We start from the raw sequence: 23,783 nt of genomic DNA on the forward strand, positions 1-23,783 counted from the left end.
AATATCACCTATTTCCTAAGCTTCAATTCTGCTCTTAGTGTACCATATTTTTTAAGAAAATATTTAATATAAAGTGATGAAATTGTTTAACTTTCCCCATCATTTCAACTACCAGCGTGGTGTCAATTCATATAGTACAGCATTACCAACGATTAGAAACAGTTTACTTTTTCGCCAGCTTTCAAAATTTGAACTTCTGTATTTTGTACTAAATCTGCAAAAAATTGCGGATCTTGCTCGATTGGTGGGAAAGTATTGTAATGAATCGGTACGACAATTTTCGGTTTTAAAAACGAAACTGCACAGGCTGCATCCTCTGGCCCCATTGTAAAATTATCACCAATCGGTAAGAATGCAATATCAATTGGATGTCGTTCACCAATTAGTTTCATATCACCAAAAAGAGCTGTATCGCCCGCATGATAAATCGTTAATCCTTCAATAAATAATAAAATTCCGGCAGGCATGCCCATATAAATAATTTCGTTATTTTCTGTTACATAAGAAGATCCATGAAAGGCTTGTGTAAACTTTACTTTACCGAAGTCAAATTCCTTCGCACCACCTATATGCATTGGATGTGTTTTTACACCTTGCCAAGAAATCCAATTAGCCAGCTCATTTGGCGCAATCACTAGCGCATCTTTTTTCTTCGCTAATTCTACTGTATCTCCAACATGATCATTATGGCCATGTGTAAGTAAAATAATATCTGGCGCTTCATCAGCCACTTTTAAGTCTGTTTGCCCATTGCCATTAATAAAAGGGTCAATTAATATCGTTTTTCCATTTGATTGAATTTTGACAACTGAATGCCCATGATAACTTATTTTCATCTTAACATCCTCCTCGGTTAACAAATACAGTTCAATATTTTAATTCGCTACCCATGCGCTTTTTCCCTTTTTTTGATATGCTTGTACAGAGAATAATGGTAGTTTTCTCTAACAGCCTTATACCCTGTTAGAGCATAATTATTCAGTACTCGATAAGAATCCTCGCTACTTTTTTCGGCAGTCGAAGCTTTCTTACGTAAAATTTTCCATGCAATAAAAGGAGGACATATTGATGTCGAAGGTTGAAGAAATCCAACGTTACTTGCAGCAAAATCATATCGATGCAGCGTTTGTAACAACACCTGACAATGTTTTTTACGTTTCAGGCTTTAAAAGTAATCCACATGAAAGGTTACTAGGAGTCATGATTTTTAAAGATGCGGAGCCTTTTCTAATTTGTCCACAAATGGAGATTCCAGATGCAAAGGCTGCTGGTTGGTCTTATGAGGTAATTGGTCATCAAGATACAGAAAATTCAATGGAAGTTCTTGCTCAAGCGATCGTAGCACGCCAAATCACCCCAGCTACATTTGCTATTGAAAAAGCACAACTCATCGTTGAGCGCTTGGAAGCTTTACAGCAATCTTTCCCTCAAGCTAGCTTTGTGCGTCTTGACGAAAAGATTAATGCGATGCGCGTAATCAAAGATGAAAGTGAATTAGAAAAATTACGTAAAGCTGCTGAATTGGCCGATTATGCAATTGAAATCGGTTGCAAGGAAATTGCTGAAGGTAAAACAGAAATGGAAATCCTAACAGCAATCGAAAGTGCCATTCAAGATAAAGGATGTAAAATGTCTTTTGAAACAATGGTATTGAGTGGTCCAAAAACGGCCTCTCCTCATGGGAAACCAGGTGCACGTAAAATCGAAAAGGGGGATATGGTACTATTTGACCTTGGCGTTATTTACGATGGCTATTGCTCAGATATTACACGTACTGTAGCTTTTGGTGAACCTAGCGAAGCACAAAAAGAAATTTATCAAACTGTTTTAGCTGCCAACACAAATGCTGTCGCAGCAGTAAAACCAGGTGTTCGTGCGATGGACTTAGACAAAATTGCGCGTGATACAATTACAGAGGCTGGCTATGGTGAATATTTCACGCACCGCCTTGGACATGGTCTTGGTATTTCTGTACATGAATTCCCATCTGTTACAGGTGCAAATGAGATGACGATGGAAGAAGGTATGGTCTTTACGATTGAGCCTGGCATTTATAAATCAGATGTAACAGGCGTACGTATTGAGGATGATGTTGTCGTTACAAAAGATGGCGTAGAAGTATTAACAAAATTCCCGAAAGATTTAATCATTCTATAATGCAAAAAAGGAAGCAACTAATGTGCTTCCTTTTTCTCTTTCTAACTAAGTTTATTGAATTAACTCATCCACATTGACAAATGGTAGTCCTTGTGAATCTGCCACTGCTTTATAAACTAGTTGTCCATCTAATGTATTCACACCTTTTTTCAGTGCTGCATTATCAAGGCAAGCTTGTTTGTAGCCTTTGTTGGCAATTTGAAGTGCATATGGAATTGTATTATTTGTTAAAGCAATTGTAGAAGTACGTGGTACCGCACCAGGCATATTTGCAACTGCATAGTGTACAACGCCATGCTTCACATATGTTGGATCATCATGTGTTGTCACACGATCAGATGTTGCAAAAATACCACCTTGGTCAATTGCAATATCAACTACAACAGAGCCGGCTTGCATTGATTGAATCATTTCTTCCGATACAAGTTTCGGTGCTTTTGCGCCTGGAATTAATACAGCACCAATAACTAAATCTGAATCTTTCACTGATTCTGCAATATTATATGGATTAGACATTAATGTTTGAACATCGCGTCCAAACATATCTTCTAATTGACGTAAACGTTCTGGGCTTAAATCGATAACTGTCACATCAGCACCCATGCCAACAGCAATTTTTGCAGCATTTGTACCTGCAATACCACCGCCAATTACTGTCACTTTTCCACGTTGTACACCCGATACACCACCTAGTAAAATGCCTTTACCAGCATGGTTTCTCTCTAAGAACTGTGCACCAATTTGTGTAGCCATTTTACCAGCGACTTCACTCATTGGTGTTAACAATGGTAATGAACCATTTGCTAATTGTACTGTTTCGTAGGCAATTCCTACAACTTTTTTATTTAAAAGTGCCTGAGTTAATTCAACCTCTGGCGCTAAGTGTAAATAAGTGAATAAAATTTGACCCTCGTAGAAGTAATCATACTCAGAAGCTACGGGTTCTTTTACCTTCATAATCATTTCTTGGGACCAAGCTTCTTTAGCTGTTTGAACAATATGAGCACCTGCTGCAATGTAATCAGCATCCGTAAAGCTTGAACCTAGCCCCGCTCCTGTTTCAATGTACACTTCATGCCCTGCATGTGTTAAAGTGACAACTCCTGCTGGTGTCATTGCTACACGGTTTTCATTGTTTTTAATTTCCTTTGGAATACCAATCTTCATTGTTTCCTATCCCCTTCCATAACATAAGAAATAAGCATCATTTATGTAACTAAACTTGATGCACCCCTTGCACTTCCATATTACCAAACAATTGCAAAAAAAGCTTTAACTAATGCAAATACAGATAAAATTTATAAGATTTCCAAAATAACAAATATTCAAACGTTGTATAACATTATAAATTATTATATTTAAAAACTAAAAAGGAGTCTTAGTAGAAGTTATTGGCGTTGATTCATGTGTAGTTGAAACCAATCAAAAAACGTTTACACACTGCAAATAGTGGGAATTAGATATTTATAATTAATTAACATTTCTACATGAAATGCCTTCACATTTTCATAATTTTTCTTGCGGAAAGTATTTCCTTTAGAAAATCATTTGGTATAATCAACATATACAAATCAGGGAGGTTTTTCAAATGGCTAATCATTATAAAAGCATTGTTGTTGCAGTAGACGGTTCAAAAGAAGCTGAATACGCGTTTCGTAAATCAATTGATGTTGCAAAACGAAACGAAGGTGCAGTATTAAATCTAGTAAATGTAATCGATACTCGTTCATTTGCTGCTATCGAAGCTTATGACCGTTCCATTGCAGAGCGTGCTCAAGCATTTTCTGAAGAACTATTAAATGGTTACAAAAAGCAAGCTGAAGATGAAGGTTTAACGAATGTTAATCTTATCATCGAGTATGGCTCTCCAAAAAATATCATAACAAAAGAGCTTTCTAACATCGTAGACGCAGATTTAATCATTTGTGGTGCAACTGGTCTAAATGCAGTAGAACGCTTCCTAATCGGTTCTGTATCTGAGGCTATCGTACGTTCAGCTAAATGTGACGTACTAGTTATCCGTACGCCAGAAAACTAATTTGTAATACATAAAAAGGTATCCTTGTATAGGATACCTTTTTACTTGCACTTAAGAGCAATTACTTGCCCTCTTTCCACATCTTCACTTTTTCAAAGAATAGCGCAAGTGCCTGCTTATTCTGCATATTCGGTACCTTAGCTAATAGGACTTCTTTAGGAGCTTTCAATTCCTTCGATTGTTTTTGTAAAATCACAATGCTCTTCTCTAATGATTTATTCGCAAACATAGAGTCAGGTAATTGAATAATCGCTTGAATCCACGCATGCTTTTGAATGTATTTGTGTAATTGCTTAGACTGCTCTGACTCAAAAAGATGAGCGGGTGCAAGGAAAAATAAATAGCCGCCATCCTTTGTATAATTCATTGATTGCTCGATGAATAAATGATGGGCATAACTCATCCCCTCCGCTGGACATAATTCATAATCGAGAGCCACTTCTTCATTTGGATAATAACCTACAGGTAAATCACAAACAACAGCATCAACTGGATTGACCAATAAATCTTCTAAGGCATCTTGACGGTATAAAGAAATAGGTTGTTCTATTAAGTCAGCAGTTGCCGCAGCAAGGCGAATAAGTAGCTCATCCACCTCTACACCTGTTGCTTCCACTTTTCCATCTAATAAATTCATAACCGTCAGTAATAAATTGCCCGTGCCTACTGCTAGATCCATGATCGAGATCTTTTCATTTTCAAGACGCTCTGCAAAAATCTGCTCCACAAAGTAGCCCACTAATAGCCCTAACGTATCAGGAGTCATTTGATGATTCGGCTGTGAGCCTTTGCGCATCCCTTTTAAAATAGCAATTTGAATAGCTTTACGAATATCCTCTTTTGTTGCATCTTTTTGAGAAAAATCAACTTCGCCATCAAGCCATGCCTCTAACCCATCTAATAATCCTTCTAGTAATGTTATACTGTGTTCTTTTTCGATTTTTTCGGCATGCTCATTTAGCAAACCAAATAACTTTTCGATATTTTCCATATCTAACTTCCTTTCACGCAGAAAAGAGCCGTGACAAACACTTGTCACAGCCCCTTTGTCTAGTATTATCTTAGCCTAAAAGCAGCTTATTATGCTAGTGCTTTGACAGCTGCAATGGCCGCTTCATAATTTGGATGATCTGTAGCTTCAGGTACATATTCAACATATGTTACTTTATTGTTTGCATCCACAACGAATACTGCACGTGTCAGAAGACGTAATTCTTGAATGTATACGCCATATGCCTCACCAAATGAAAGGTCGCGGTGATCTGATACAGTTTGGACTGCATCAATACCTGCTGCACCACACCAACGCTTTTGAGCGAATGGAAGATCCACAGATACTGTATAAATGACTACATTATCACCTAAGTTAGCTGCTTCCTCATTGAATCGACGTGTTTGCGCATCACATACACCAGTATCTAATGATGGTACAACACTAAATAAACGAATTTTTCCTTCTGAATCATTTAATGTTACAGGTGATAGGTCATTCGCTAATACCGTAAAATCTGGAGCTTGATCGCCCACCTTTACTTCATTTCCTACTAGTGTCACTGGACCATTTTTAAATGTTACTTGTGCCATATAAACGCCTCCTAATCATCATATGTACATAATATTACTAAATCAAGGGAATTAATTGCAACTATGATAGCTTACATACTTAGAAATAGATAAGACTGTCTCCTAATTTGAGACAGTCTTATGTTTATTGTTCATTTTTTTCCTCTAGCTTGGCTAAGTCTATTTTTTCTTCTTGTACAGTAATTTCTACATGTTCTTCTTGTTTTGGTAAAGTAGTCGGTGTTGAAGCCTTTTCAATAAAGATTTTTTCGTGTACCACTGTTGTATCGGCAAAATAATCATGTAAGCCTTGATTTTCTGGCAAAATCACTACCAAAATATACAGTGGCATAAAAATATTATTGATGATACGACCAATCCAATCACGGAATAACACATCTGACCAAGTTAGCTGATCGTGCTTTAATGAAATTACACGTAATCCGAACACCATTTTCCCTAGTGTTTGCCCAAAGAACTTGGTCATCAGCACAAAATAGCTATAGTAGAAAATTGCTGTAATAATAGAAATTGGCGCATACCAAACCGAATCAGATAAAGACCAATCCATTAAATAGAAGATAGGATTGACGAGTATTCCACCTACAGCAGAAATGATGAATCCGTCTAATAAAAATGCCCAAAATCGTACCCAAAAACCAGCAGTTTTTAATGCATAGTTTTTTTCATGTGCTGATTTTCCTGAAGTGTTTATATAGAAGCCATTTTCCAATGAGGGTGAACCTTGCATAACAATTTCATCGTTTGTCATTGTGCTCCCCCCCTTAGTATTCCCCATATAGATACATCATTTTCGGAGCGCTATAGTCCGTCATGATTTTCATTAGCATTTTTTCTTCGGCAGAGGGACCGAACATGGAGCCAATTTTCATACCTACGTATGATTGCCAGCCACCCATATCGTATGAATACTCAAATAAAGCCGCATCTTCAAGTCCATAATCTTCACGAAGAGCTGCAATGGCCGCTTCTTCATCACCAATTTCATCAATTAACCCTGCTTCAAGCGCTTTTGTACCACCAAGAATACGACCATCTGCAACCTTTTTCACTTCTGCTTCAGACATATTACGTCCTTGCTCTACAATATCTACAAATTCTTCGTACGTTTCATTAATCATATCTTGCATCATTGCACGTTCCTCAGCTGTCACTTCACGCATTGGACTTAGCATATCTTTATGCTCTCCAGATTTAAACGTCTCAAATTTGACCCCTACTTTTTCAGCAAGCTCTTGATAGTTAATAGATTGCATGATAACACCAATAGAACCTGTGATTGTATCACGATGGGCAAATATTTTATCTGCTGGTGCCGAAATATAATAACCACCTGAAGCTGCCATAGAATCCATTGATACATAAATTGGAATTTGTCGTTCTTCTTTAATTTTTAGTAGCTTTTTATAGATATCTGCAGATTCCTTTACACCACCACCTGGTGAATTAACGCTTAAAACAACACCCTGTATGGACTCATCATATAAAATATTATCTAATTGTTCTAAGAAAAATTGATGATCATAGGCAACTGGTTGCCACAATGTACTTGAGCCGATATCTTGAATCGTTCCATCTACCTTTAAATAAGCAATTCGCTTATCAAAATTTTCACCTTCAATGACATTTTCATATACATCTAAGCTATTACCTGCCATTAAGCTATCAAAATTACCTAGGAAATCCGCTTTAAATAGCGCAAAAATGGTATTAATTCCTAACGAAAATAATAAGAGAATACCTGCCACTACTAAAGCAACCCACCTTTTTACATTCATGTCTTTCCGCCTCCTCAACACGTAATACGTATGACTTGCCAATTTGTTTCATTTTTTTGCAATAATTAAACACAAAAAGCTTTAAGCTATGTATTTCCTCATATTACCTTACCTAAAAAAAATAAAAAAATCAAAGTCCATACCTTTGATGAACTTTGATTTTCGACATTATTTCCTAGGAAATATTATAATTGGAGGTGTTTGATTTCTTGTTGCCGTAATTCGACACGTCTAATTTTCCCAGAAGATGTTTTTGGTAGTTCCTCTACAAATTCAATAGCACGTGGATATTTATAAGGAGCAGTCAATGATTTAACATGACTTTGGAGTGTTTGAATAAGCGCTCCATCACCTTTTTCACCATTGCGCAGAACAATAAATGCTTTGACAATATTTCCTCTTACTTTATCAGGGCTCGCTATAACAGCAGCCTCTTTTACAGTTGGATGTTTCATTAAAGCATCCTCTACTTCAAAAGGGCCAATTGTATAGCCTGAGGAAATAATAACATCGTCTCCTCGTCCGTCAAACCAAAAGTAGCCATCTTCATCTTTATAAGCACGATCTCCTGTAATATACCAATCCCCACGAAATTGTAAATTTGTACGTTCAGGATCATTTAAATATTTTTTAAAGAGTGCTGGCGTTTCGCGATGAACAGCAATATCACCAACTTCTCCGATTGTAACAGGTTTGCCCAAATCATTAATAATTTCAACAGTGTTGCCAGGAGTAGGTTTTCCCATAGAACCAACTCTCGCTTCCATCCCTACCATTGTGCCTACCAATAATGTATTTTCCGTTTGTCCATAGCCATCTCGCACTTGTAATTTGAATGTTTCCAAGAATACTCTAATAACCTCACTATTTAATGGCTCACCAGCTGATACAGCTTGGCGAATTGCACTTAAATCATATTCATGTAAATTTTCAAGCGCTGCCATAAAACGATATTCAGTTGGTGTACAGCATAGTACATTGATTTTGAATCTCTCAAGCAATGCTAAATAAGAAGCTGCTTCAAATTTACCTTTGTAGACAAATGCAGTAGCACCACTGCCTAAAGTAGCTAGAAATGGACTCCAAATCCATTTTTGCCACCCTGGTGCTGCAGTCGCCCAAACAATATCATTTTCTTGTACACCCAACCAATGTGGTGCTGTTGTTCGTAAATGAGCATAGCCCCAACTATGCGTATGCACTGCTGCTTTTGGATTTCCTGTTGTTCCGCTTGTATAGGCTAAAAATGCATTGTCTGTGCTTTTTGTTGGGATAGGATTTATGTAGGTTGTAGGTTGATTATTCATTTTTTCAAGTATGTTCTGCCAAGGTTCATGTGCATTCCCTATGACAAATTGCAGTATGTCTTGTAAATTTCCCACTTTATCGAACTGTTCAATATAGGGTTCAAATGCAATAACTGCTTTAGCATTTGCATGATGAATTCGATACTCAATATCCTTTGTTCTTAACATCTCAGAACTTGGAATAATAGTTAAACCCGCTTTCAAAGCAGCAATATACACAATATATGCTTCAACCGAACGTGGTACCATCACTAAAATGACATCACCTTTCTTTAAACCTTGCTTGGTGAATACATGTGCTGCTTGATTCGCTTTTTCCAATAAATGTGCATATGTAATACATTGGATGTCTTGGTTTTCTTCATAAATGATTAAAGCATTTTTGGTTGCATCCTGAGCATATTTTTCAATTTCCTCTACTATGTTATACCATTCTGGTGCAACTAAATCTTGTCTTTTCATGGCAATTGCCCCCTTTTGTTATGACACATTATAAAACTCTTTTTTCAGCATTTTCAATGGTTTGTGCTTAATTTCGGTAAAGTCATGACAACTATCATACTCTCCTATATGGCATCGGTCACATTTTATCTATAGGAAAACTTGCTATTGAATACAAATGAAAAGTATGGTACATTTTGGTCAACTAAAAGCAAGATTGCAGGGGGACTCATAAGAGTTGAGAAGGTAAAACCTGACCCTTTGAACCTGTTAGTTAATACTGACGTAGGGAGCAATAAACATCGTTTTTCAGATGAAAGGCTCTTTTCGTGCATTTTTACACAAAAAGAGCCTTTTTTGCATGCTTACGTCCATCCCTAAAGGAGGACTACAATGATTTTTCAAACAATTCGTCAACAGCAACCACTTATCCATTGTATAACCAATTATGTAGTGGCAAATTTTCAAGCAAATGGTTTATTAGCGATAGGTGCTTCACCAGTAATGGCTGATGACTGCCAAGAGGTAGAGGAGATGGTGGCCATTGCTCAAGCATTATTAATTAATATTGGAACACTTAATGATCGCACAAAAAGTGCCATGTTATTAGCAGGTGAAAAAGCCAATAAACTTGGTATTCCTGTTATTTTAGATCCTGTCGGAGTTGGAGCCACAACTTATCGTAAGGAAACCGTAAGATACTTACTGGACAACATACACTTTGCCGTGATTCGCTGTAATCTCGGCGAGCTAGCAGCAATAGTTGGTGTAAATTGGCAACAAAAAGGTGTCGATAGTGGTCATGGCACTATCGCTACGGAATTAGAAGCCACATCATTGGCTCAACGCTATCAATGCATTGTTATTGTCACAGGAGAACGCGATTTTATAACTGATGGCAAGCATAGCCAATGGATCGCTGGTGGTCATCCACAAATGACGGAAGTAACGGGTACAGGTTGTTTACTTAGCGCAATTTGTGGCGCAGCCTATAGTGTAAGCCATAATCCTTACCAACAATTAATAGAAACACTTACTTACTATAAAAAAGCAGGTGTACTGGCATCCGCATTTACTGCAGACATTGGTGATTTTCAAATAGCCTTACTCAATGCTATACATCGCTTATCAAAGGATGGTGCAACTTCATGCATATTGTAACAACAATCGCTGGCTCAGATAGTGGTGGTGGAGCGGGTATACAGGCTGATTTAAAAACATTTCAGGAATTAGAAGTGTTTGGTACTTCTGTGATTACTGCTTTAACTGCTCAAAATACTTTGGGTGTAACAGGTGTTTGCCCGATTGACGTTTCCTTTATAAAAAAACAATTCGAGGCCTTGGTAGAAGATTTTCCAATCGCTGCGATTAAAACCGGAATGCTTTATTCCTCAAATATTATCAAAGCAATTGCACACACCATCAGTGAGCTAAACATTCCACTGATTGTTGATCCGGTGATGATTGCAAAAGGTGGAGAAAGCCTACTACAGCAAGAAGCTATCGATACCTTATGCTCAACTTTACTACCACTTGCTACGATTGTTACGCCCAATATACCAGAGGCAGAGGCACTTTCGGGGAGAGCTATACACCATGTTGAAGATATGAAAGAAGTAGCTCAAAGCTTGTTACAGCTAGGTGTACAATGTGTCATCATTAAAGGTGGTCATTTAGCAGATCCACTTTATGCCATTGATTATGTATTTTTTAAAAATGGACGTTCTTTTTCGATGCAGTCTCCACGAATCCAAACAAAAAATACGCATGGTACTGGATGTACATTTTCCGCAGCACTTACTGCTTTTCTTGGACAAGGATTTACTCTGGAAAATGCCATTATAGAAGCTAAAAAATATATCCAATTAGCTATTATGTATAATTTATCGATTGGAAATGGTCATGGACCCACTAATCATTTTGCTTATCAACAGCATAAGGAAGCCTGTGAGGTGATTATTCATGAAACGTGAGGATTTGCAGCTTTATTTTATTATGGGTACGAGCAATGTTCCTCCTCAAGAACAACCACTCTATATCCTAGAAAAAGCCTTGCAAGCAGGCATTACAATGTTTCAATTTCGCGAAAAAGGTCCTCACGCGTTAACTGGACTTGCCTATGAACAATTTGCACGCCAATGTCAAAAACTATGTCATCAATATCATGTGCCCTTTATCATTAATGACGATGTTGATCTAGCGATACGACTCGGAGCTGATGGAGTTCATATCGGACAAGATGATTTACCTGTAGGTGTAGCACGTAAAAGAGTTGGGAACATGATTCTTGGTGTATCTGTCCATTGCGAGGAAGAATTGCAAATAGCTATTAACCATCAAGCTGATTATGTTGGTATCGGTCCAATCTTTCCAACATCCTCTAAAAGCGATGCACAACCACCATGTGGCACATCTTTTTTACAGGAGGCTCATTCTCTTTATCCTGAATTACCAATTGTCGCAATTGGTGGAATAAATTTCACAAATGCACATTCTGTATTTCAAACGGGGGTTGATGGTGTTGCTGTTATTTCAGCTATCTGTCAAAGCAAAGATGTTGATTATACAGTAGCTACATTTAGATCTCTAACTCGTATAAATAAATGAACAAATAAACAAACTAAAACCAGTGCCTTTTACGGTCACTGGTTTTAAGTTTATAAATGCTTAATCAGCATTTATTGGTTGTTGTTTGGCATACCTTTTAATTGAGATTCTGCCATTTGTACAAGACGTTTAGTGATTTCACCACCAACGGAACCGTTGGCACGAGCTGAAGCTTCAGCTCCTAATTGAACACCAAATTCTTGTGCAATTTCGTATTTCATTTGATCTAGTGCTTGTTGTACACCAGGTACTGCAAGCTGGTTTGAACTACGGTTGTTGTTTGAAGCCATGTTTCTCACCTCCTTGTGAATATAGAATGTGCGATATTAGATTTTTAATACAAAAAATTTAGAGGTAAATTGTACCTCTATTGGAATAACAATATCCATACAAAAAAGCCGTCTCAAAATGGGCTTTGAGACGGCTTTTAAATCCTTATAGTAGATCTGCAAATTTATCTTGTTGTTCTTCTTTCTTAGGGAAAATATAGACCTCGCGATTCTTCACTGCTCGCTCGATCAATTTATCAAAGTCAGAAAAGCTTTCATAATGCTCAACCTTTTCAAGCTTCGGTTTTGTTTTTGGACTTGCTGGTGTAAAAATCGTGCAGCAATCTTCAAATGGCTGAATAGATGTTTCGTATGTGCCAATTTTTTCTGCAATATCAATAATTTCTAATTTATCAGTTGAAATCAGCGGACGAAGGATAGGTGTATTTGTTACTGCGTTTATTGCTGTTAAACTTTCAAGCGTTTGACTCGCTACTTGCCCCAGACTTTCACCCGTTACAATAGCAAGTGCACCAATTTCCTCACGCACCTGATCAGCAACCTTCAACATCATTCGGCGTGTTGTCGTCATCGATACGTTAGAAGGTACTTTTTCTTTAATAAGAACTTGTATTTCAGTAAAAGGAATGACATGTAAACGAATACTAGCACCAAATTTTGTTAATTCATTGGCAAGCACTTTAACTTTTTCCAATGAATTTTGGCTTGTATAAGGTGGACTAAAGAAGTGAATTGCCTCTAATCGCACACCACGTTTCATCATTAAATAACCTGCAACAGGGCTATCAATACCGCCAGATAGCATTAATAAAGACTTGCCATTTGATCCTACAGGCATTCCACCTGCACCAGGAATGACTTGTGCCATCATATAAGTTGCATCATGGCGAACTTCTACACGTAGCTCAATATCAGGCTGCTTCACTTTAACGGATAAATTTTGAAATTGTGGTAAAACATAGCCCCCGATCTCACGTTGAATGGCATGAGATTCTAAAGGAAATGTTTTATCAGTACGTTTTACCTCTACTTTAAATGTATGTGGCTCGTCTTTAAATGTCTCCATAATCGTGATAGCGAGCTTTTTCATACTGTCCATATCTTTTTCGCATGCAGCGACAGGGCTAAATGATTGAATACCAAAAATTTTAGGTAAACCTGTAATTAGCATTTGCATTTGTGCTTCGTCTTCTATGGCGATAAACATACGGTCGCGTTCTGTGCGAATATGCAGTTGACCTAAATCTGCAAAGGCATGACGAATATTTTCACGTAAGCGGCGGATAAAATCCATTTTGTTGCGACCTTTTGTAGAAAGCTCACCATATCTAATTAAAATTTCTTTCCAAATCATTTACTTATTTTCTCCTTTGAGTTCCAACATTACTTCTGCTAGTACTTGTTTAAAGTTTTCTATATCTTCTATTGTGTTATGTGCGCCAAAGCTAAGGCGAATCACACCTTTTTTATAATGCTCATCAAGGTGAAGCGCCTCGACTACATGACTTGTTTTCGTTTGCTTGGAAGAACATGCACTTGATGTCGACACAATGACACCACGTTTTTGCATAGCATTAATAATGACTTCCCCTTTTAAATCCCGAACACTAAATGACACAATATGCGCAGCTCCCTGTGGGGTTGATAACACATGGACTGCTTCGCCGTAACTTTCTAGCTGAGTGCGGATTTCATCTTGCCATTGACGGTATTTATTTGTGCGTTCGTTCATTGTTTCAACAGCAAGTCGAGCCGCTTTCGCTAAAGCAACAGCTTGCGAAACTGCTACAGTACCACTACGCATACCAAATTCCTGACCTCCACCAAGAGCAAAGGGCTGCCATCTTATGGGTTTACGGAATGCTAACACTCCTGAGCCTTTAAAGCCATGTATTTTATGGCCAGAGATAGAAATACAGTCAGGTCCTTCTTCTTTAAAGGATATTGCTAATTTCCCAAAGCTTTGCACAGCATCAACATGAAAGGCAGCACGACTCATTTCATGAATCACTTTTGCAGCTTCCTTTATAGGCTGAATCGCACCCATCTCATTATTCACATGCATGATGCTAACTAAAATTGTTTCTTTTCGTATTTTAGTACGAAGCTCATTTAGAGAAATCACACCATTTCGATCTACACGAAGATATTCAACATCATAGCCCTCTTTTTCAAGCTGTTTCATTGTTTCTAGCACTGATGGATGTTCGATTTCAGTCGTTAAAATATGCTTTCCTATATGCGTATTACTACGTGCTATGCCAAAAATAGCTGCATTATTTGATTCTGTACCACCTGAAGTAAATAGCACATTTTTTGCCTCTGTCTGCAAAATATCTGCTACTTGCTCACGCGCACGTATTAATAAATCATTTGCTTCAACACCCATAGCATGAATGGAAGCAGGGTTGGCATAATACTGCTCATTCACAACCATAAATGCCTGCATAACCTCTTTTAAAGGCTTAGTTGTTGCACTATTATCTAAATAAATTGTATTAACCATAACTTTTCACACACTTTCAAAACGTTGATTTAACGGTATTTATCATAACGCAATCTTTGGCGATTGACCACTAACTTTAACGATTCTTTAAATTTTAATTGATATCCTACATTTTTTTCACCATCGTGACAAACTCTGTTGGTGTACTAAATTCAATTGCTTTCACAAAACCAAATTTTTCATAAAGATGAATTGCTCTCTTATTAAATAGGGCAACTGTTAAACGTAATGGTAGATGATGTTCTTCTTGAACTGTTTGAACAATAAACGAAAAAAATGTTGTTCCTAATCCTCGACCTGTTAGATTTGGCTTCAACCCAATTCCAATATCTATACAGTATTCTTCATACGCTCCGATATCTTGCCCTTTTGGCACTTGTGCTGCCGTACCTGTACAATAATAGCCAATTAATTCACTATGATTATTAAAGATCGCAAAGTAAGGATTATCAAGCATTTCTTGTATATTTTCATCCGATAATTCATTATTGTAAAAATTGTAAGGTGCTACATATTGCCATTGTAAAATTTCACTTGCAAAATGTTCATTCATTTCTTTGATCGACAGTTTCATACTGAATCACATCCTAATCTAAGCATAAATAGAAAGCTGTCTAAAAAGTAATCGCTATACTTTTTAGACAGCTCAAAATGTTATTTGAATTATTTTGCTATGAATTCTTCGGCCACCATTTCCTGAATACGCTTTAAGGCACCTGGCTCCATTTCTTCCACTGCTGTACCTGCTTCTTCTAAAGCCTTTGCATAACGGAATTGATGGAAAGCCTCTTCTGCTTCTCTTAAACGTCCGTTCAATTTTGGGTTCGATGCGCGATGGCGATTACCGTACTGAATAATACGTTCAATGAGCATCACATTTTCTATTAACTCATGTGCCTTTACTTTAACATCCTCTACACAGAGTGTTGCTGCATTTAGATTATTATGAACAGTACCCATATTAAGTGGTACTTCTTGCAAGCTTTGCATGACAACATAGATGTGCTCTGCTGCCTCATCAAGTCTTGCATCCATCTCCTCAGGAATTCCTGGAATATTTGCCTTGTTCAATAAACGATCAGTATCCTGTAATATTTTCTTTAAGTTTTCGACTTGAGCGCGTGCCTTATTTTCATCTATTCGAAGTTTCTTCATTGTATTCGATAGATGACCTTGTTCTTCATGAATTCGTTCAAGCTCTTCACTAATTTCGATTAACTCTTCCTGTAAGCTAGAATAAGCTGATTTTTCTTCCCTAACTCGCATAGCTAATAGATCATAGCGACGTTGCAGTGCTTCCAATTGTTTTAAAGCGGCTTTTGGAATTTCGGCATCTTTTTCATTTAAATGATAACTTTGCTGTACATACGTTGCCTCGTCATTCACTAATTTTGTTGAAGAAATGACATTGTTAATAGAACTTAATAAACGATCACAATTTTGATCTACATAGTTTTTAGCAATAACCTCTTTTTCAAGTAAATCATAAAAATGGTCGATTTCTTCATTTATTTCTGTCACACGCGGTTTAACAACTTTTAAATTCAGCTCTGCAAGTTCGAGTTTTAATGCCTCAAATTCTTTTTCATATTTATTCAGTGCATCTGTCAATTCTAAATGCTGTAAATAGTAAGATTGGTCTTCCATTTCACGCTGACCATTACGCAATTCCTGAACCGCACCTGGTAGTTTTACTTGAATTTCCGTTAAGATGGTTGGAACATCATTAATATAATCGAATGTCTGCTGTGATTCTTGATTTAAGCTAATGACAATTTCTCGCGCTTGCAAATAATTACCTTCATTTGTTAGGACATCGAACTCTTCAAATTTTTGAACAAATGTCTCTAGCTTCTTCTCTAATGCAGGTAATGCTACACCGAATGAATGCTGATGAGCCAGCAATGTCTTTCTTGCAGAGCGATAGTATTCTTTTAATTGTTCGATTTCAATTCGATTTTTTTCTTCGCTGCCAATTAATTCATTCAGTTCTTCTAAAATTTTATTTTTATCTTGGTCGCATTTCTCAATGTAATCTTCAATTTCACGTTCTATTAAAGTTGCCCTTTTAAAACGAAGTCGATTAATTTGATCCTCAGCATCAAATAGAAGAGAATCGATTTTAGTCATATGTACGTCGATGACTTCATCCCAAGTATTACGCCATCGTTCAAACATTTCTTCCGTTTCACCGTTCATGTTTAAAGATTTTACTTTTGAAATTTCTTCATTTATAGGATTATGTTGTATTTGTAATTTTTCATTTTCTAGTTTTGCAATAATTGCAACATGTTTTCTTCGCATCATAAATCCTACTATGGCTAAAATTAATAGTAGGATAATCGGAATGATGATATACTCCATCGTAAGCCTCCTATTCTACAATAAACGAATTGGCTAGTTGTATTTATTATATACTATGTTTTCGCCTTTTGTACTAAAATTTAAGTGTTTTTCAGAAAACTGTATTTACGCTATTGAGAAATATTTAAATAGCGTATCTATAGAGCTAAAGGAGTGGTAAATTATGAAACGTGATGGGCATATACATAGTCCTTTTTGTCCACATGGCACTACGGACTCATTCAAGCAATATATTGAAAAAGCAATTTCTCAACATTTCACAGATATAACATTTACAGAACACGCCCCATTGCCCAAAAGTTTTGTCGATCCAACCCCGCAACAAGATAGTGGCATGAATCCTGATGATCTCATGTCTTACATTGAAGAATTGCAACATCTGCAACAACAGTATGCACAAGATATTCGTATCCGCATCGGACTAGAAGTAGACTATATCCAAGGCTACGAACATGAAACTCGTCAATTCCTTGATACCTATGGACATCTTTTAGATGACGCTATTTTATCAGTCCATTTTTTAAAATGGCAAGATACTTTTGTATGTATCGACTTTTCTTCTGGATGCTTTATTGATTTTTCAAAAAAAGTTGGCTCTGTTGAACAGGTTTATGATTTATATTATGATACTGTCCTACAATCGATTAGAGCAGATCTTGGTCCATACAAACCAAAACGGATTGGGCACCCATCACTTATTCATAAATTCCAACTAGCGCACAACGAAAAAATCAATGACATCCCACGTATCAAAGAAGTATTAGACAGCATGAAATTGGCGGGCTATGAATTAGATTTAAATAGTGCTGGTTTAAGTAAACAATATTGTCAGGAGCCTTATCCACCATTTGCCCTTATCAATTATAGTCAAACTATTAAACTACCATATGTATTTGGTTCAGATGCACATAGCGCAGAAGATTTACATCAACACTATAATGTTATATTACCAATATGAATAACTTTTAAACGAGGTGCTTAGTATGTTTACACAAATTAATTACGAAGGATCAATTGCTGACCAGTATCTGACATTATCAAAACAATTAGATGCACTATTAACTGGCGAAACCAATCAAATCGCCAATTTAAGTAATGCCTCCGCTCTGTTAAATCAATTTTTAACGAACATTAACTGGGTTGGGTTTTATCTCTTGCAGGATAATGAGCTTGTGTTAGGACCTTTCCAGGGTCTTCCTGCCTGTGTTAGAATTCCTATTGGGCGTGGTGTTTGTGGTACAGCTGTGGCAACAAGAGAAACAGTTGTTGTAAAAGATGTACATGATTTTCCAGGACATATTGCCTGTGATGCTGCATCGCAGTCTGAAATTGTTATACCGCTAATGAAGCAAGGTGAAATTATTGGTGTGTTAGATATCGATAGTCCTATCGTGAATCGATTTACAGAGGAAGATCGTAGTGGCCTAGAGGAATTTGTTAAAACACTCCTTAACCATTTATAATACAATATTAAAAATTGCCCTGAAATGTTTTATATTGTCATTTCAGGGCGATTTATTTAAACAACCATTTACATTTTGCTCTATCAATTCTATGAATTCGTTTGGAACGATCCATTGTGAGTACAAAAGCGATTTTTCCCGCTGTTTTTCGCTTCATACAAGGCTGTATCTGCATGTAAAAACACAGATTGGAATGCTGGTCGATCTCGCTCATCCCATGTTATAAGACCCGCAGAAATGGTTACTTGTGGATCTGTGGCACTTGGGATGACTTCCACAATGGTTGATGCTAATTCTAAAGCTTCTTTTTCATCGATATTAGGGACATAGACAGACATTTCTTCTCCACCCCATCTTGCACAAATCCCACGACTTCCAATAGTCTCTTTTAATTGAACCGCAATCTGAACAAGAATTTTATCTCCAACTTGGTGACCATACGTATCATTAATGCGTTTAAAATTATCAATATCAATTAACAAAAACATACCCGATTGATCATATTCAAGTGATTTTTCTACAAACTGATCGAGGTAACTGCGAGCATACAATTTGGTTAAATGATCCAAATCGACCATTTCCTGAAGCTGTGTTCGTAAAATCGAGTTTGCAATGGCTAATGATGAATGGTGAATTAAAGATTGCATTAATTTGAAACTATCGAATGAAAAGAAATATGGCTCTTTATGTAAGACAATACTAAAACCATTAATCTTTTCCTCCATAAGTATAGGAATCGCCATAATAGAGCGATACTCAATTTGATTAGGCGTTAGACGGCTGAAATCGGCAACAAATAGTGGATCATTCGTTTGAGCAAAGTGCTGTTCAACATGTTTTATATAACTTTGACCGTTTTCTGAATGGAACAGGGTGGTACTTGCACCTGTTATTTCAAATGTATCGTGTTTTTTAAATGCGAAACATACTTCCATTGGCTGAAAGGATTTCAGTAACTGCTTTTGTAGGAAAAGTAACATTTCATGAATGTCAATTCGCATATTTAAACGATGCGAAGTTTCATTAATGAGTTGTAAGTCACTTACGAGGCGATGCGATTGATGATATAACTTTGCATTTTCAAGAGCATTTCCTGAAGCTTGTGCCAACATCCGTACAAAATCTTTTTCGGTTGTTGAAAAAAGATAAGTGGTGGGAGCACTTACTTGCAAGATGCCATAAATTGCTTGCCTGCCCTTAATCGGTGCATTTAACAACCGACAATTTAAATCGCTCGCTAACTCTGTCGTTAACTCTCCTGATACAAAGGCTTCAATTGTAGCAGGTCTTTCTGATAAATAATCAAAAAGCTTAATATCGATGGTCGTGTGTCGATCTTGATCATTCGATAAAATAAGCTCCACATTAAACTCAGGAAAATTATCCCGTATATTTTTTAATACGTTTTCTAAAATTAAATCAATATCCATTGTTGAATGAAATAAGTCAGTCATGTTATATAGTTTTCTATATTGGTCTTCATTTATTTTGACATCTAAATTGTCTCTAATCATTTGAAGAACCTTTGAAAGTATTTCTATACACTCTTCACCATACTCCGAGGTCATAAAGTCTGTCCAAGACTCTGTTGCCTCCACAAGTAATATACCAATGGGATTTTTGCCCTCTGCTTGGAAAAGCACCATATCTGTCATCATTGAATAGGCCTGTCTTGCTTTCAATATATAAGGAATTTTCACTACTTTTTGTTGATAAAAACTAGCTTCGATCATCAGCCATGACACAGCATTTAGCTTTGTTTCAATTGTTAATGAAGCCATCTCTTCGATTGGGATTAAGGAATTACCTTCAAAACTAAGAAAAGCAGCATTATCAATTTTCAAGCGCTTCTTTAGAAACTGTTTCAATGAACAAAAATACCCATTAAAACTAGTTTGTTCTTCATAAGAACTCACCCAAAAGCTCAAAACATCAGATTTTATATATTTTAGCGTTTGTAAATGGTCTGTCATGAAATCACCTTTTCTATATAACGTCCAAATCAATTACTATTAACTTATAATATATTATACATAATTTGTGTCATTTTGACTATGTAATTATCCCTTACTTTTACAATTTACATAACACAGCGTATCATTAACTATTCCCATATTATTCAAAATAGGTAATGAGGAGTTTCCTACTATGTTCTTTTATATTTTTTTACTAGCTAACAATTGACGTCCTTGTCCTAAGCAGTTACAATGGAAGTTGTGTAAAATAAACGCAGCAGTGGTATAAGCTTATGATTGTATTTTATTCCTCTATTTTCTGATGTACAACTACTTAGATGATCAGTAATGAAAATTAGATGGTGTATTGTGTAACCTAACGGCTGCATAGGCGAAAGTACATGAAAATAAAATGCGTGTAAGAACGGGTACTACTGGTTTTTGTTTTACAACAAAAAAACCAAATTTAAAGGAGGAGACAACAATATGTCTCGTTATACAGGTCCATCTTGGAAATTATCACGTCGTCTTGGTATCTCACTAAGCGGTACAGGTAAAGAAATCGAAAAACGTCCTTACGCACCAGGACAACACGGTCCAAACCAACGTAAAAAATTATCAGAATACGGTTTACAACTTCAAGAAAAACAAAAACTTCGTCATATGTATGGTATGAACGAACGTCAATTCCGTACTCTATTTAACCGCGCTGGTAAAATGAAAGGTGTTCACGGTGAAAACTTCATGATCCTTCTTGAAACTCGCCTTGACAACTTAGTTTACCGTTTAGGTTTAGCTCGTACTCGTCGTGGAGCTCGTCAATTAGTTAACCACGGTCACATCTTAGTAGATGGCAAACGCGTTGATATCCCATCATACAGCGTAAAACCAGGTCAAACGATTTCTCTTCGTGAAAAATCTCAAAACCTTGCTGTAGTAGTAGAAGCAATCGAAGTAAACAACTTCGTACCTGACTACTTAACATTTGATGCTGACAAAAAAGAAGGTACATTCACTCGCCTTCCAGAACGTTCTGAATTATCAGCTGAAATCAACGAAGCATTCATCGTAGAGTACTACTCTCGTTAATCAAATGATGCTAATAAAAGCCCTGAAATCCCTTGTATACCAAGGCTTCAGGGCTTTTTTTCAACGTTTAATCGTCATGATCCTACTTCCTATGAACAATCAATTAGAACCTACGTTTTTTCCGCTTTTAATCATTAGCGCAAAAACTAATCCAGTACCAAGTATTGTAGCAAGTAGGAGGAAGGCTACAGTAAAGCTACCAAATTGTTTGAAATAAACAGATGTAAACGGTGCAACACTTGTTCCAGCAAATAAATATTACTGTGTACATAGAGATTGCAATCCCTCCCATATTCCAACCTAACTGTTTAACAAGCGCCACTATTAAAGGGACAGCAAGTGCAATCCTACCAACAAATAAAATACTAATGATTGTTAAACCAGCCTAACTATAAATTTAAGCGAAAGCAAGAATTTATAGTTCCACTAATTTCTTCAAAATGATGCACTACTTTTTTAGCGCAGACGCATTGCCCAGATTATTATAACCAACAATAATTTTTTCTCTTATATTGTGACATTTTTATGTACTTTAAAATAGCAATTACATAGTTTCAATATAACATAATCACTACCTTTATATTAAAAACAAAATATCAGTTATTTACTATTCATTAGATCATCTAAATAGAACTGTTTTCCAAAAAATATAATTTACTTTCATAGTAAAATATTTTTAAAACCTTATTAAATTCAATATTCTACTACAAAACAACATTCCGGCCCTTCTTTCATCCCCTTAACTTTTTTGTAAAATAATAACACGAAAAAAAATAACAATTTTAATAAAAATACGAGTTGAACTTTTACAAAAAATAGAATACGATGAATTGCGAAAGGTGGTTCACCATCATTCAAGCAATAATAATTTTTTAAAAGGGGTTGGAAATATGTCAGACGTTCTAAAGCAATTTGTTATGCCGAAAACAAACTTATTTGGACCTGGAGCAATTCAAGAAGTTGGTAAACGCTTAAATGATTTAGAAGTGAAAAAGACATTAATCGTAACAGATGAGGGCCTACACAAATTAGGTCTCTCAGAACAAATTGCAAACATCATTACAGCTGCTGGAATTGATGTAGCAATTTTCCCTAAAGCAGAACCAAATCCAACAGATCAAAACATTGAAGATGGTATTTCCGTGTATCATGCGGAAAACTGCGATTCTATTGTTTCTCTTGGAGGAGGCAGCGCACACGATGCAGCAAAAGGTATCGGACTTATTGCTTCGAATGGTGGACGCATTCATGATTATGAAGGCGTTGACAAATCACAAAATCCACTTGTGCCATTAATTGCAATTAATACAACTGCTGGTACTGCCAGTGAAATGACTCGTTTCACTATTATCACGGATACAGCACGCAAAGTAAAAATGGCCATTGTTGATAAGCATGTGACACCGTTACTTTCTATAAACGATCCTGAATTAATGATTGGTTTACCTCCTGCTCTTACGGCAGCTACTGGGGTTGATGCACTAACACATGCTATTGAATCATTCGTTTCTACGAATGCTACACCAATCACGGACGCATGTGCTGAAAAGGTCCTTCAACTAATCCCTGAATATTTACCTCGTGCCTATGCAAATGGAGCTGATATAGAAGCTCGTGAACAAATGGTATATGCACAATTTTTAGCGGGAATGGCCTTTAATAATGCATCACTTGGCTATGTTCATGCAATTGCTCATCAATTGGGTGGTTTCTATAACCTACCGCATGGCGTGTGCAACGCAATTTTATTACCACACGTTTGTCGATTTAATGTCACAGCACGTACAGAGCGCTTTGCTCGTATCGCTGAGTTATTAGGAGAAAATGTAGAAGGTTTAAGTAAGCGCGACGCCGCTGAAAAGGCTATTACAGCTATTGAGAAGTTATCACAAGATTTAAATATTCCTAGCGGCTTCCGTGAATTAGGTGCAAAAGATGAGGATATTGAGATCTTAGCAAAAAATGCATTGTTAGATGTGTGTGCTGAGACGAATCCTCGTAAAGCAACACTAGAGGATATCAAACAAATCATCACAAATGCAATGGGTCCTATTGTGAAAAAAGAAGAGTCACTCGAGGCAGTTGCCCTCTCTTAATCGATGGTTTCCTATAAACCTATACAAAGGGTGGAGAAAACAAATGTTTTCTCCCCTTTTTTATGGGCTCGATACACACACGTTGTCTATCATGGGAACTCTCGCTAT

General features: G+C 36.7%; 22 protein-coding genes and 1 riboswitch. Of the genes, 9 read left to right on the plus strand and 13 right to left on the minus strand.

The genetic code is table 11. The features are described from left to right. Window positions 1–152: 152 nt before the first annotated feature. The gene (locus LCP48_RS17235; RefSeq protein ID WP_004226201.1) at window positions 153–836 is read right to left on the minus strand and encodes a metal-dependent hydrolase; all 684 of its coding nucleotides are present in this window, start codon (window positions 834–836) and stop codon (window positions 153–155) included. Window positions 837–1,068: 232 nt separating this feature from the next. Here LCP48_RS17235 and LCP48_RS17240 point away from each other — a divergent pair, with 232 nt between their 5' ends. Next, entirely contained in the window at window positions 1,069–2,157 is a 1,089-nt protein-coding gene (locus LCP48_RS17240) for a M24 family metallopeptidase (protein WP_004226198.1), read from the plus strand. Between the two features lie 51 nt (window positions 2,158–2,208). Here the strand turns inward: LCP48_RS17240 and ald are convergent, their stop codons facing one another. Continuing rightward, the gene (ald, locus tag LCP48_RS17245) at window positions 2,209–3,324 is read right to left on the minus strand and encodes an alanine dehydrogenase (RefSeq protein ID WP_004226195.1); all 1,116 of its coding nucleotides are present in this window, start codon (window positions 3,322–3,324) and stop codon (window positions 2,209–2,211) included. Window positions 3,325–3,745: 421 nt separating this feature from the next. On the opposite strand from ald, the gene LCP48_RS17250 reads away from it, so the two are divergent. Continuing rightward, window positions 3,746–4,195 carry a universal stress protein gene (locus LCP48_RS17250; RefSeq protein WP_004226191.1) on the plus strand — a complete coding sequence of 150 codons (450 nt, stop codon included), beginning with the start codon at window positions 3,746–3,748 and terminating at the stop codon, window positions 4,193–4,195. 61 nt (window positions 4,196–4,256) lie between these two features. On the opposite strand, the gene LCP48_RS17255 is transcribed toward LCP48_RS17250, so the two are convergent. The 5 genes from LCP48_RS17255 to mbcS all read right to left on the minus strand — a co-directional run bounded on the left by LCP48_RS17255 (window position 4,257) and on the right by mbcS (window position 9,326). Continuing rightward, a complete protein-coding gene (locus LCP48_RS17255; protein ID WP_004226189.1) occupies window positions 4,257–5,186 on the minus strand; it encodes a class I SAM-dependent methyltransferase in 930 nt (309 codons plus the stop codon). An 89-nt stretch (window positions 5,187–5,275) separates the two neighbouring features. Continuing rightward, window positions 5,276–5,779: a thiol peroxidase gene (gene tpx / locus LCP48_RS17260; protein ID WP_004226187.1), complete on the minus strand. Its 504-nt coding sequence runs from the start codon at window positions 5,777–5,779 to the stop codon at window positions 5,276–5,278. Between the two features lie 124 nt (window positions 5,780–5,903). Then, window positions 5,904–6,530 (minus strand): RDD family protein, encoded by a 627-nt coding sequence (locus LCP48_RS17265; protein ID WP_004226185.1) that lies wholly within the window; start codon window positions 6,528–6,530, stop codon window positions 5,904–5,906. A gap of 13 nt (window positions 6,531–6,543) precedes the next feature. Next, window positions 6,544–7,557: a signal peptide peptidase SppA gene (gene sppA / locus LCP48_RS17270; protein WP_004226182.1), complete on the minus strand. Its 1,014-nt coding sequence runs from the start codon at window positions 7,555–7,557 to the stop codon at window positions 6,544–6,546. A gap of 185 nt (window positions 7,558–7,742) precedes the next feature. Beyond that, complete coding sequence (gene mbcS, locus LCP48_RS17275; protein ID WP_004226180.1) at window positions 7,743–9,326, minus strand: acyl-CoA synthetase MbcS; 1,584 nt, start codon at window positions 9,324–9,326, stop codon at window positions 7,743–7,745. A 190-nt stretch (window positions 9,327–9,516) separates the two neighbouring features. Beyond that, window positions 9,517–9,614, plus strand: a riboswitch (TPP riboswitch). Window positions 9,615–9,698: 84 nt separating this feature from the next. Here mbcS and thiM point away from each other — a divergent pair. Genes thiM through thiE form a run of 3 tightly spaced genes read left to right on the plus strand, consistent with a single transcriptional unit; the run spans window position 9,699 to window position 11,912 of the window. Then, a complete protein-coding gene (gene thiM / locus LCP48_RS17280; protein WP_225340396.1) occupies window positions 9,699–10,466 on the plus strand; it encodes a hydroxyethylthiazole kinase in 768 nt (255 codons plus the stop codon). Next, window positions 10,454–11,278 carry a bifunctional hydroxymethylpyrimidine kinase/phosphomethylpyrimidine kinase gene (thiD, locus tag LCP48_RS17285; RefSeq protein ID WP_009371404.1) on the plus strand — a complete coding sequence of 275 codons (825 nt, stop codon included), beginning with the start codon at window positions 10,454–10,456 and terminating at the stop codon, window positions 11,276–11,278. Before thiM ends, thiD begins: the two co-directional genes overlap by 13 nt. After that, entirely contained in the window at window positions 11,268–11,912 is a 645-nt protein-coding gene (gene thiE / locus LCP48_RS17290) for a thiamine phosphate synthase (RefSeq protein WP_004226167.1), read from the plus strand. The genes thiD and thiE overlap by 11 nt, the downstream gene beginning before the upstream one ends. 71 nt (window positions 11,913–11,983) lie before the next feature. Here the strand turns inward: thiE and LCP48_RS17295 are convergent, their stop codons facing one another. From LCP48_RS17295 to ezrA, 5 genes are all read right to left on the minus strand, one after another. Continuing rightward, on the minus strand, window positions 11,984–12,202 hold the full coding sequence (locus tag LCP48_RS17295) for an alpha/beta-type small acid-soluble spore protein (RefSeq protein WP_004226165.1): 219 nt from the start codon (window positions 12,200–12,202) through the stop codon (window positions 11,984–11,986). Window positions 12,203–12,347: 145 nt separating this feature from the next. Then, window positions 12,348–13,556, minus strand: coding sequence for a tRNA uracil 4-sulfurtransferase ThiI (gene thiI, locus LCP48_RS17300; protein WP_004226153.1), 1,209 nt, complete (start codon window positions 13,554–13,556; stop codon window positions 12,348–12,350). Then, on the minus strand, window positions 13,557–14,708 hold the full coding sequence (locus tag LCP48_RS17305) for a cysteine desulfurase family protein (RefSeq protein WP_004226151.1): 1,152 nt from the start codon (window positions 14,706–14,708) through the stop codon (window positions 13,557–13,559). 106 nt (window positions 14,709–14,814) lie between these two features. Then, a complete protein-coding gene (locus LCP48_RS17310; RefSeq protein WP_004226149.1) occupies window positions 14,815–15,282 on the minus strand; it encodes a GNAT family N-acetyltransferase in 468 nt (155 codons plus the stop codon). A gap of 89 nt (window positions 15,283–15,371) precedes the next feature. Continuing rightward, on the minus strand, window positions 15,372–17,072 hold the full coding sequence (gene ezrA, locus LCP48_RS17315) for a septation ring formation regulator EzrA (RefSeq protein ID WP_004226147.1): 1,701 nt from the start codon (window positions 17,070–17,072) through the stop codon (window positions 15,372–15,374). 163 nt (window positions 17,073–17,235) lie between these two features. Between ezrA and hisJ the strand changes: the two genes are divergently transcribed. Together hisJ and LCP48_RS17325 are read left to right on the plus strand one after the other, a co-directional pair. Beyond that, entirely contained in the window at window positions 17,236–18,030 is a 795-nt protein-coding gene (gene hisJ / locus LCP48_RS17320) for a histidinol-phosphatase HisJ (protein WP_009371408.1), read from the plus strand. 25 nt (window positions 18,031–18,055) lie between these two features. Continuing rightward, on the plus strand, window positions 18,056–18,535 hold the full coding sequence (locus LCP48_RS17325; RefSeq protein ID WP_004226144.1) for a GAF domain-containing protein: 480 nt from the start codon (window positions 18,056–18,058) through the stop codon (window positions 18,533–18,535). 89 nt (window positions 18,536–18,624) lie between these two features. On the opposite strand, the gene LCP48_RS17330 is transcribed toward LCP48_RS17325, so the two are convergent. Then, window positions 18,625–20,508, minus strand: a complete 1,884-nt coding sequence (locus LCP48_RS17330) for a sensor domain-containing diguanylate cyclase (RefSeq protein WP_004226143.1) — start codon at window positions 20,506–20,508, stop codon at window positions 18,625–18,627. A 468-nt stretch (window positions 20,509–20,976) separates the two neighbouring features. Between LCP48_RS17330 and rpsD the strand changes: the two genes are divergently transcribed. After that, the gene (gene rpsD, locus LCP48_RS17335; protein WP_004226141.1) at window positions 20,977–21,579 is read left to right on the plus strand and encodes a 30S ribosomal protein S4; all 603 of its coding nucleotides are present in this window, start codon (window positions 20,977–20,979) and stop codon (window positions 21,577–21,579) included. A gap of 890 nt (window positions 21,580–22,469) precedes the next feature. Continuing rightward, a complete protein-coding gene (locus tag LCP48_RS17340) occupies window positions 22,470–23,675 on the plus strand; it encodes an iron-containing alcohol dehydrogenase (RefSeq protein WP_004226138.1) in 1,206 nt (401 codons plus the stop codon). Window positions 23,676–23,783 lie beyond the last annotated feature (108 nt).

This window comes from Lysinibacillus capsici (genome assembly GCF_020217405.1).
In the GTDB taxonomy this organism is placed as follows: Bacteria; Bacillota; Bacilli; order Bacillales_A; family Planococcaceae; genus Lysinibacillus; species Lysinibacillus capsici.

Excerpts from the sequence above, each read along its gene's own strand:
- LCP48_RS17235 (WP_004226201.1), bottom strand. The coding sequence starts at position 836 with ATGAAAATAAGTTATCATGGGCATTCAGTTGTCAAAATTCAATCAAAT.
- LCP48_RS17240 (WP_004226198.1), top strand. The coding sequence starts at position 1,069 with ATGTCGAAGGTTGAAGAAATCCAACGTTACTTGCAGCAAAATCATATC.
- ald (WP_004226195.1), bottom strand. The coding sequence starts at position 3,324 with ATGAAGATTGGTATTCCAAAGGAAATTAAAAACAATGAAAACCGTGTA.
- LCP48_RS17250 (WP_004226191.1), top strand. The coding sequence starts at position 3,746 with ATGGCTAATCATTATAAAAGCATTGTTGTTGCAGTAGACGGTTCAAAA.
- LCP48_RS17255 (WP_004226189.1), bottom strand. The coding sequence starts at position 5,186 with ATGGAAAATATCGAAAAGTTATTTGGTTTGCTAAATGAGCATGCCGAA.
- tpx (WP_004226187.1), bottom strand. The coding sequence starts at position 5,779 with ATGGCACAAGTAACATTTAAAAATGGTCCAGTGACACTAGTAGGAAAT.
- LCP48_RS17265 (WP_004226185.1), bottom strand. The coding sequence starts at position 6,530 with ATGACAAACGATGAAATTGTTATGCAAGGTTCACCCTCATTGGAAAAT.
- sppA (WP_004226182.1), bottom strand. The coding sequence starts at position 7,557 with ATGAATGTAAAAAGGTGGGTTGCTTTAGTAGTGGCAGGTATTCTCTTA.
- mbcS (WP_004226180.1), bottom strand. The coding sequence starts at position 9,326 with ATGAAAAGACAAGATTTAGTTGCACCAGAATGGTATAACATAGTAGAG.
- thiM (WP_225340396.1), top strand. The coding sequence starts at position 9,699 with ATGATTTTTCAAACAATTCGTCAACAGCAACCACTTATCCATTGTATA.
- thiD (WP_009371404.1), top strand. The coding sequence starts at position 10,454 with ATGCATATTGTAACAACAATCGCTGGCTCAGATAGTGGTGGTGGAGCG.
- thiE (WP_004226167.1), top strand. The coding sequence starts at position 11,268 with ATGAAACGTGAGGATTTGCAGCTTTATTTTATTATGGGTACGAGCAAT.
- LCP48_RS17295 (WP_004226165.1), bottom strand. The coding sequence starts at position 12,202 with ATGGCTTCAAACAACAACCGTAGTTCAAACCAGCTTGCAGTACCTGGT.
- thiI (WP_004226153.1), bottom strand. The coding sequence starts at position 13,556 with ATGATTTGGAAAGAAATTTTAATTAGATATGGTGAGCTTTCTACAAAA.
- LCP48_RS17305 (WP_004226151.1), bottom strand. The coding sequence starts at position 14,708 with ATGGTTAATACAATTTATTTAGATAATAGTGCAACAACTAAGCCTTTA.
- LCP48_RS17310 (WP_004226149.1), bottom strand. The coding sequence starts at position 15,282 with ATGAAACTGTCGATCAAAGAAATGAATGAACATTTTGCAAGTGAAATT.
- ezrA (WP_004226147.1), bottom strand. The coding sequence starts at position 17,072 with ATGGAGTATATCATCATTCCGATTATCCTACTATTAATTTTAGCCATA.
- hisJ (WP_009371408.1), top strand. The coding sequence starts at position 17,236 with ATGAAACGTGATGGGCATATACATAGTCCTTTTTGTCCACATGGCACT.
- LCP48_RS17325 (WP_004226144.1), top strand. The coding sequence starts at position 18,056 with ATGTTTACACAAATTAATTACGAAGGATCAATTGCTGACCAGTATCTG.
- LCP48_RS17330 (WP_004226143.1), bottom strand. The coding sequence starts at position 20,508 with ATGACAGACCATTTACAAACGCTAAAATATATAAAATCTGATGTTTTG.
- rpsD (WP_004226141.1), top strand. The coding sequence starts at position 20,977 with ATGTCTCGTTATACAGGTCCATCTTGGAAATTATCACGTCGTCTTGGT.
- LCP48_RS17340 (WP_004226138.1), top strand. The coding sequence starts at position 22,470 with ATGTCAGACGTTCTAAAGCAATTTGTTATGCCGAAAACAAACTTATTT.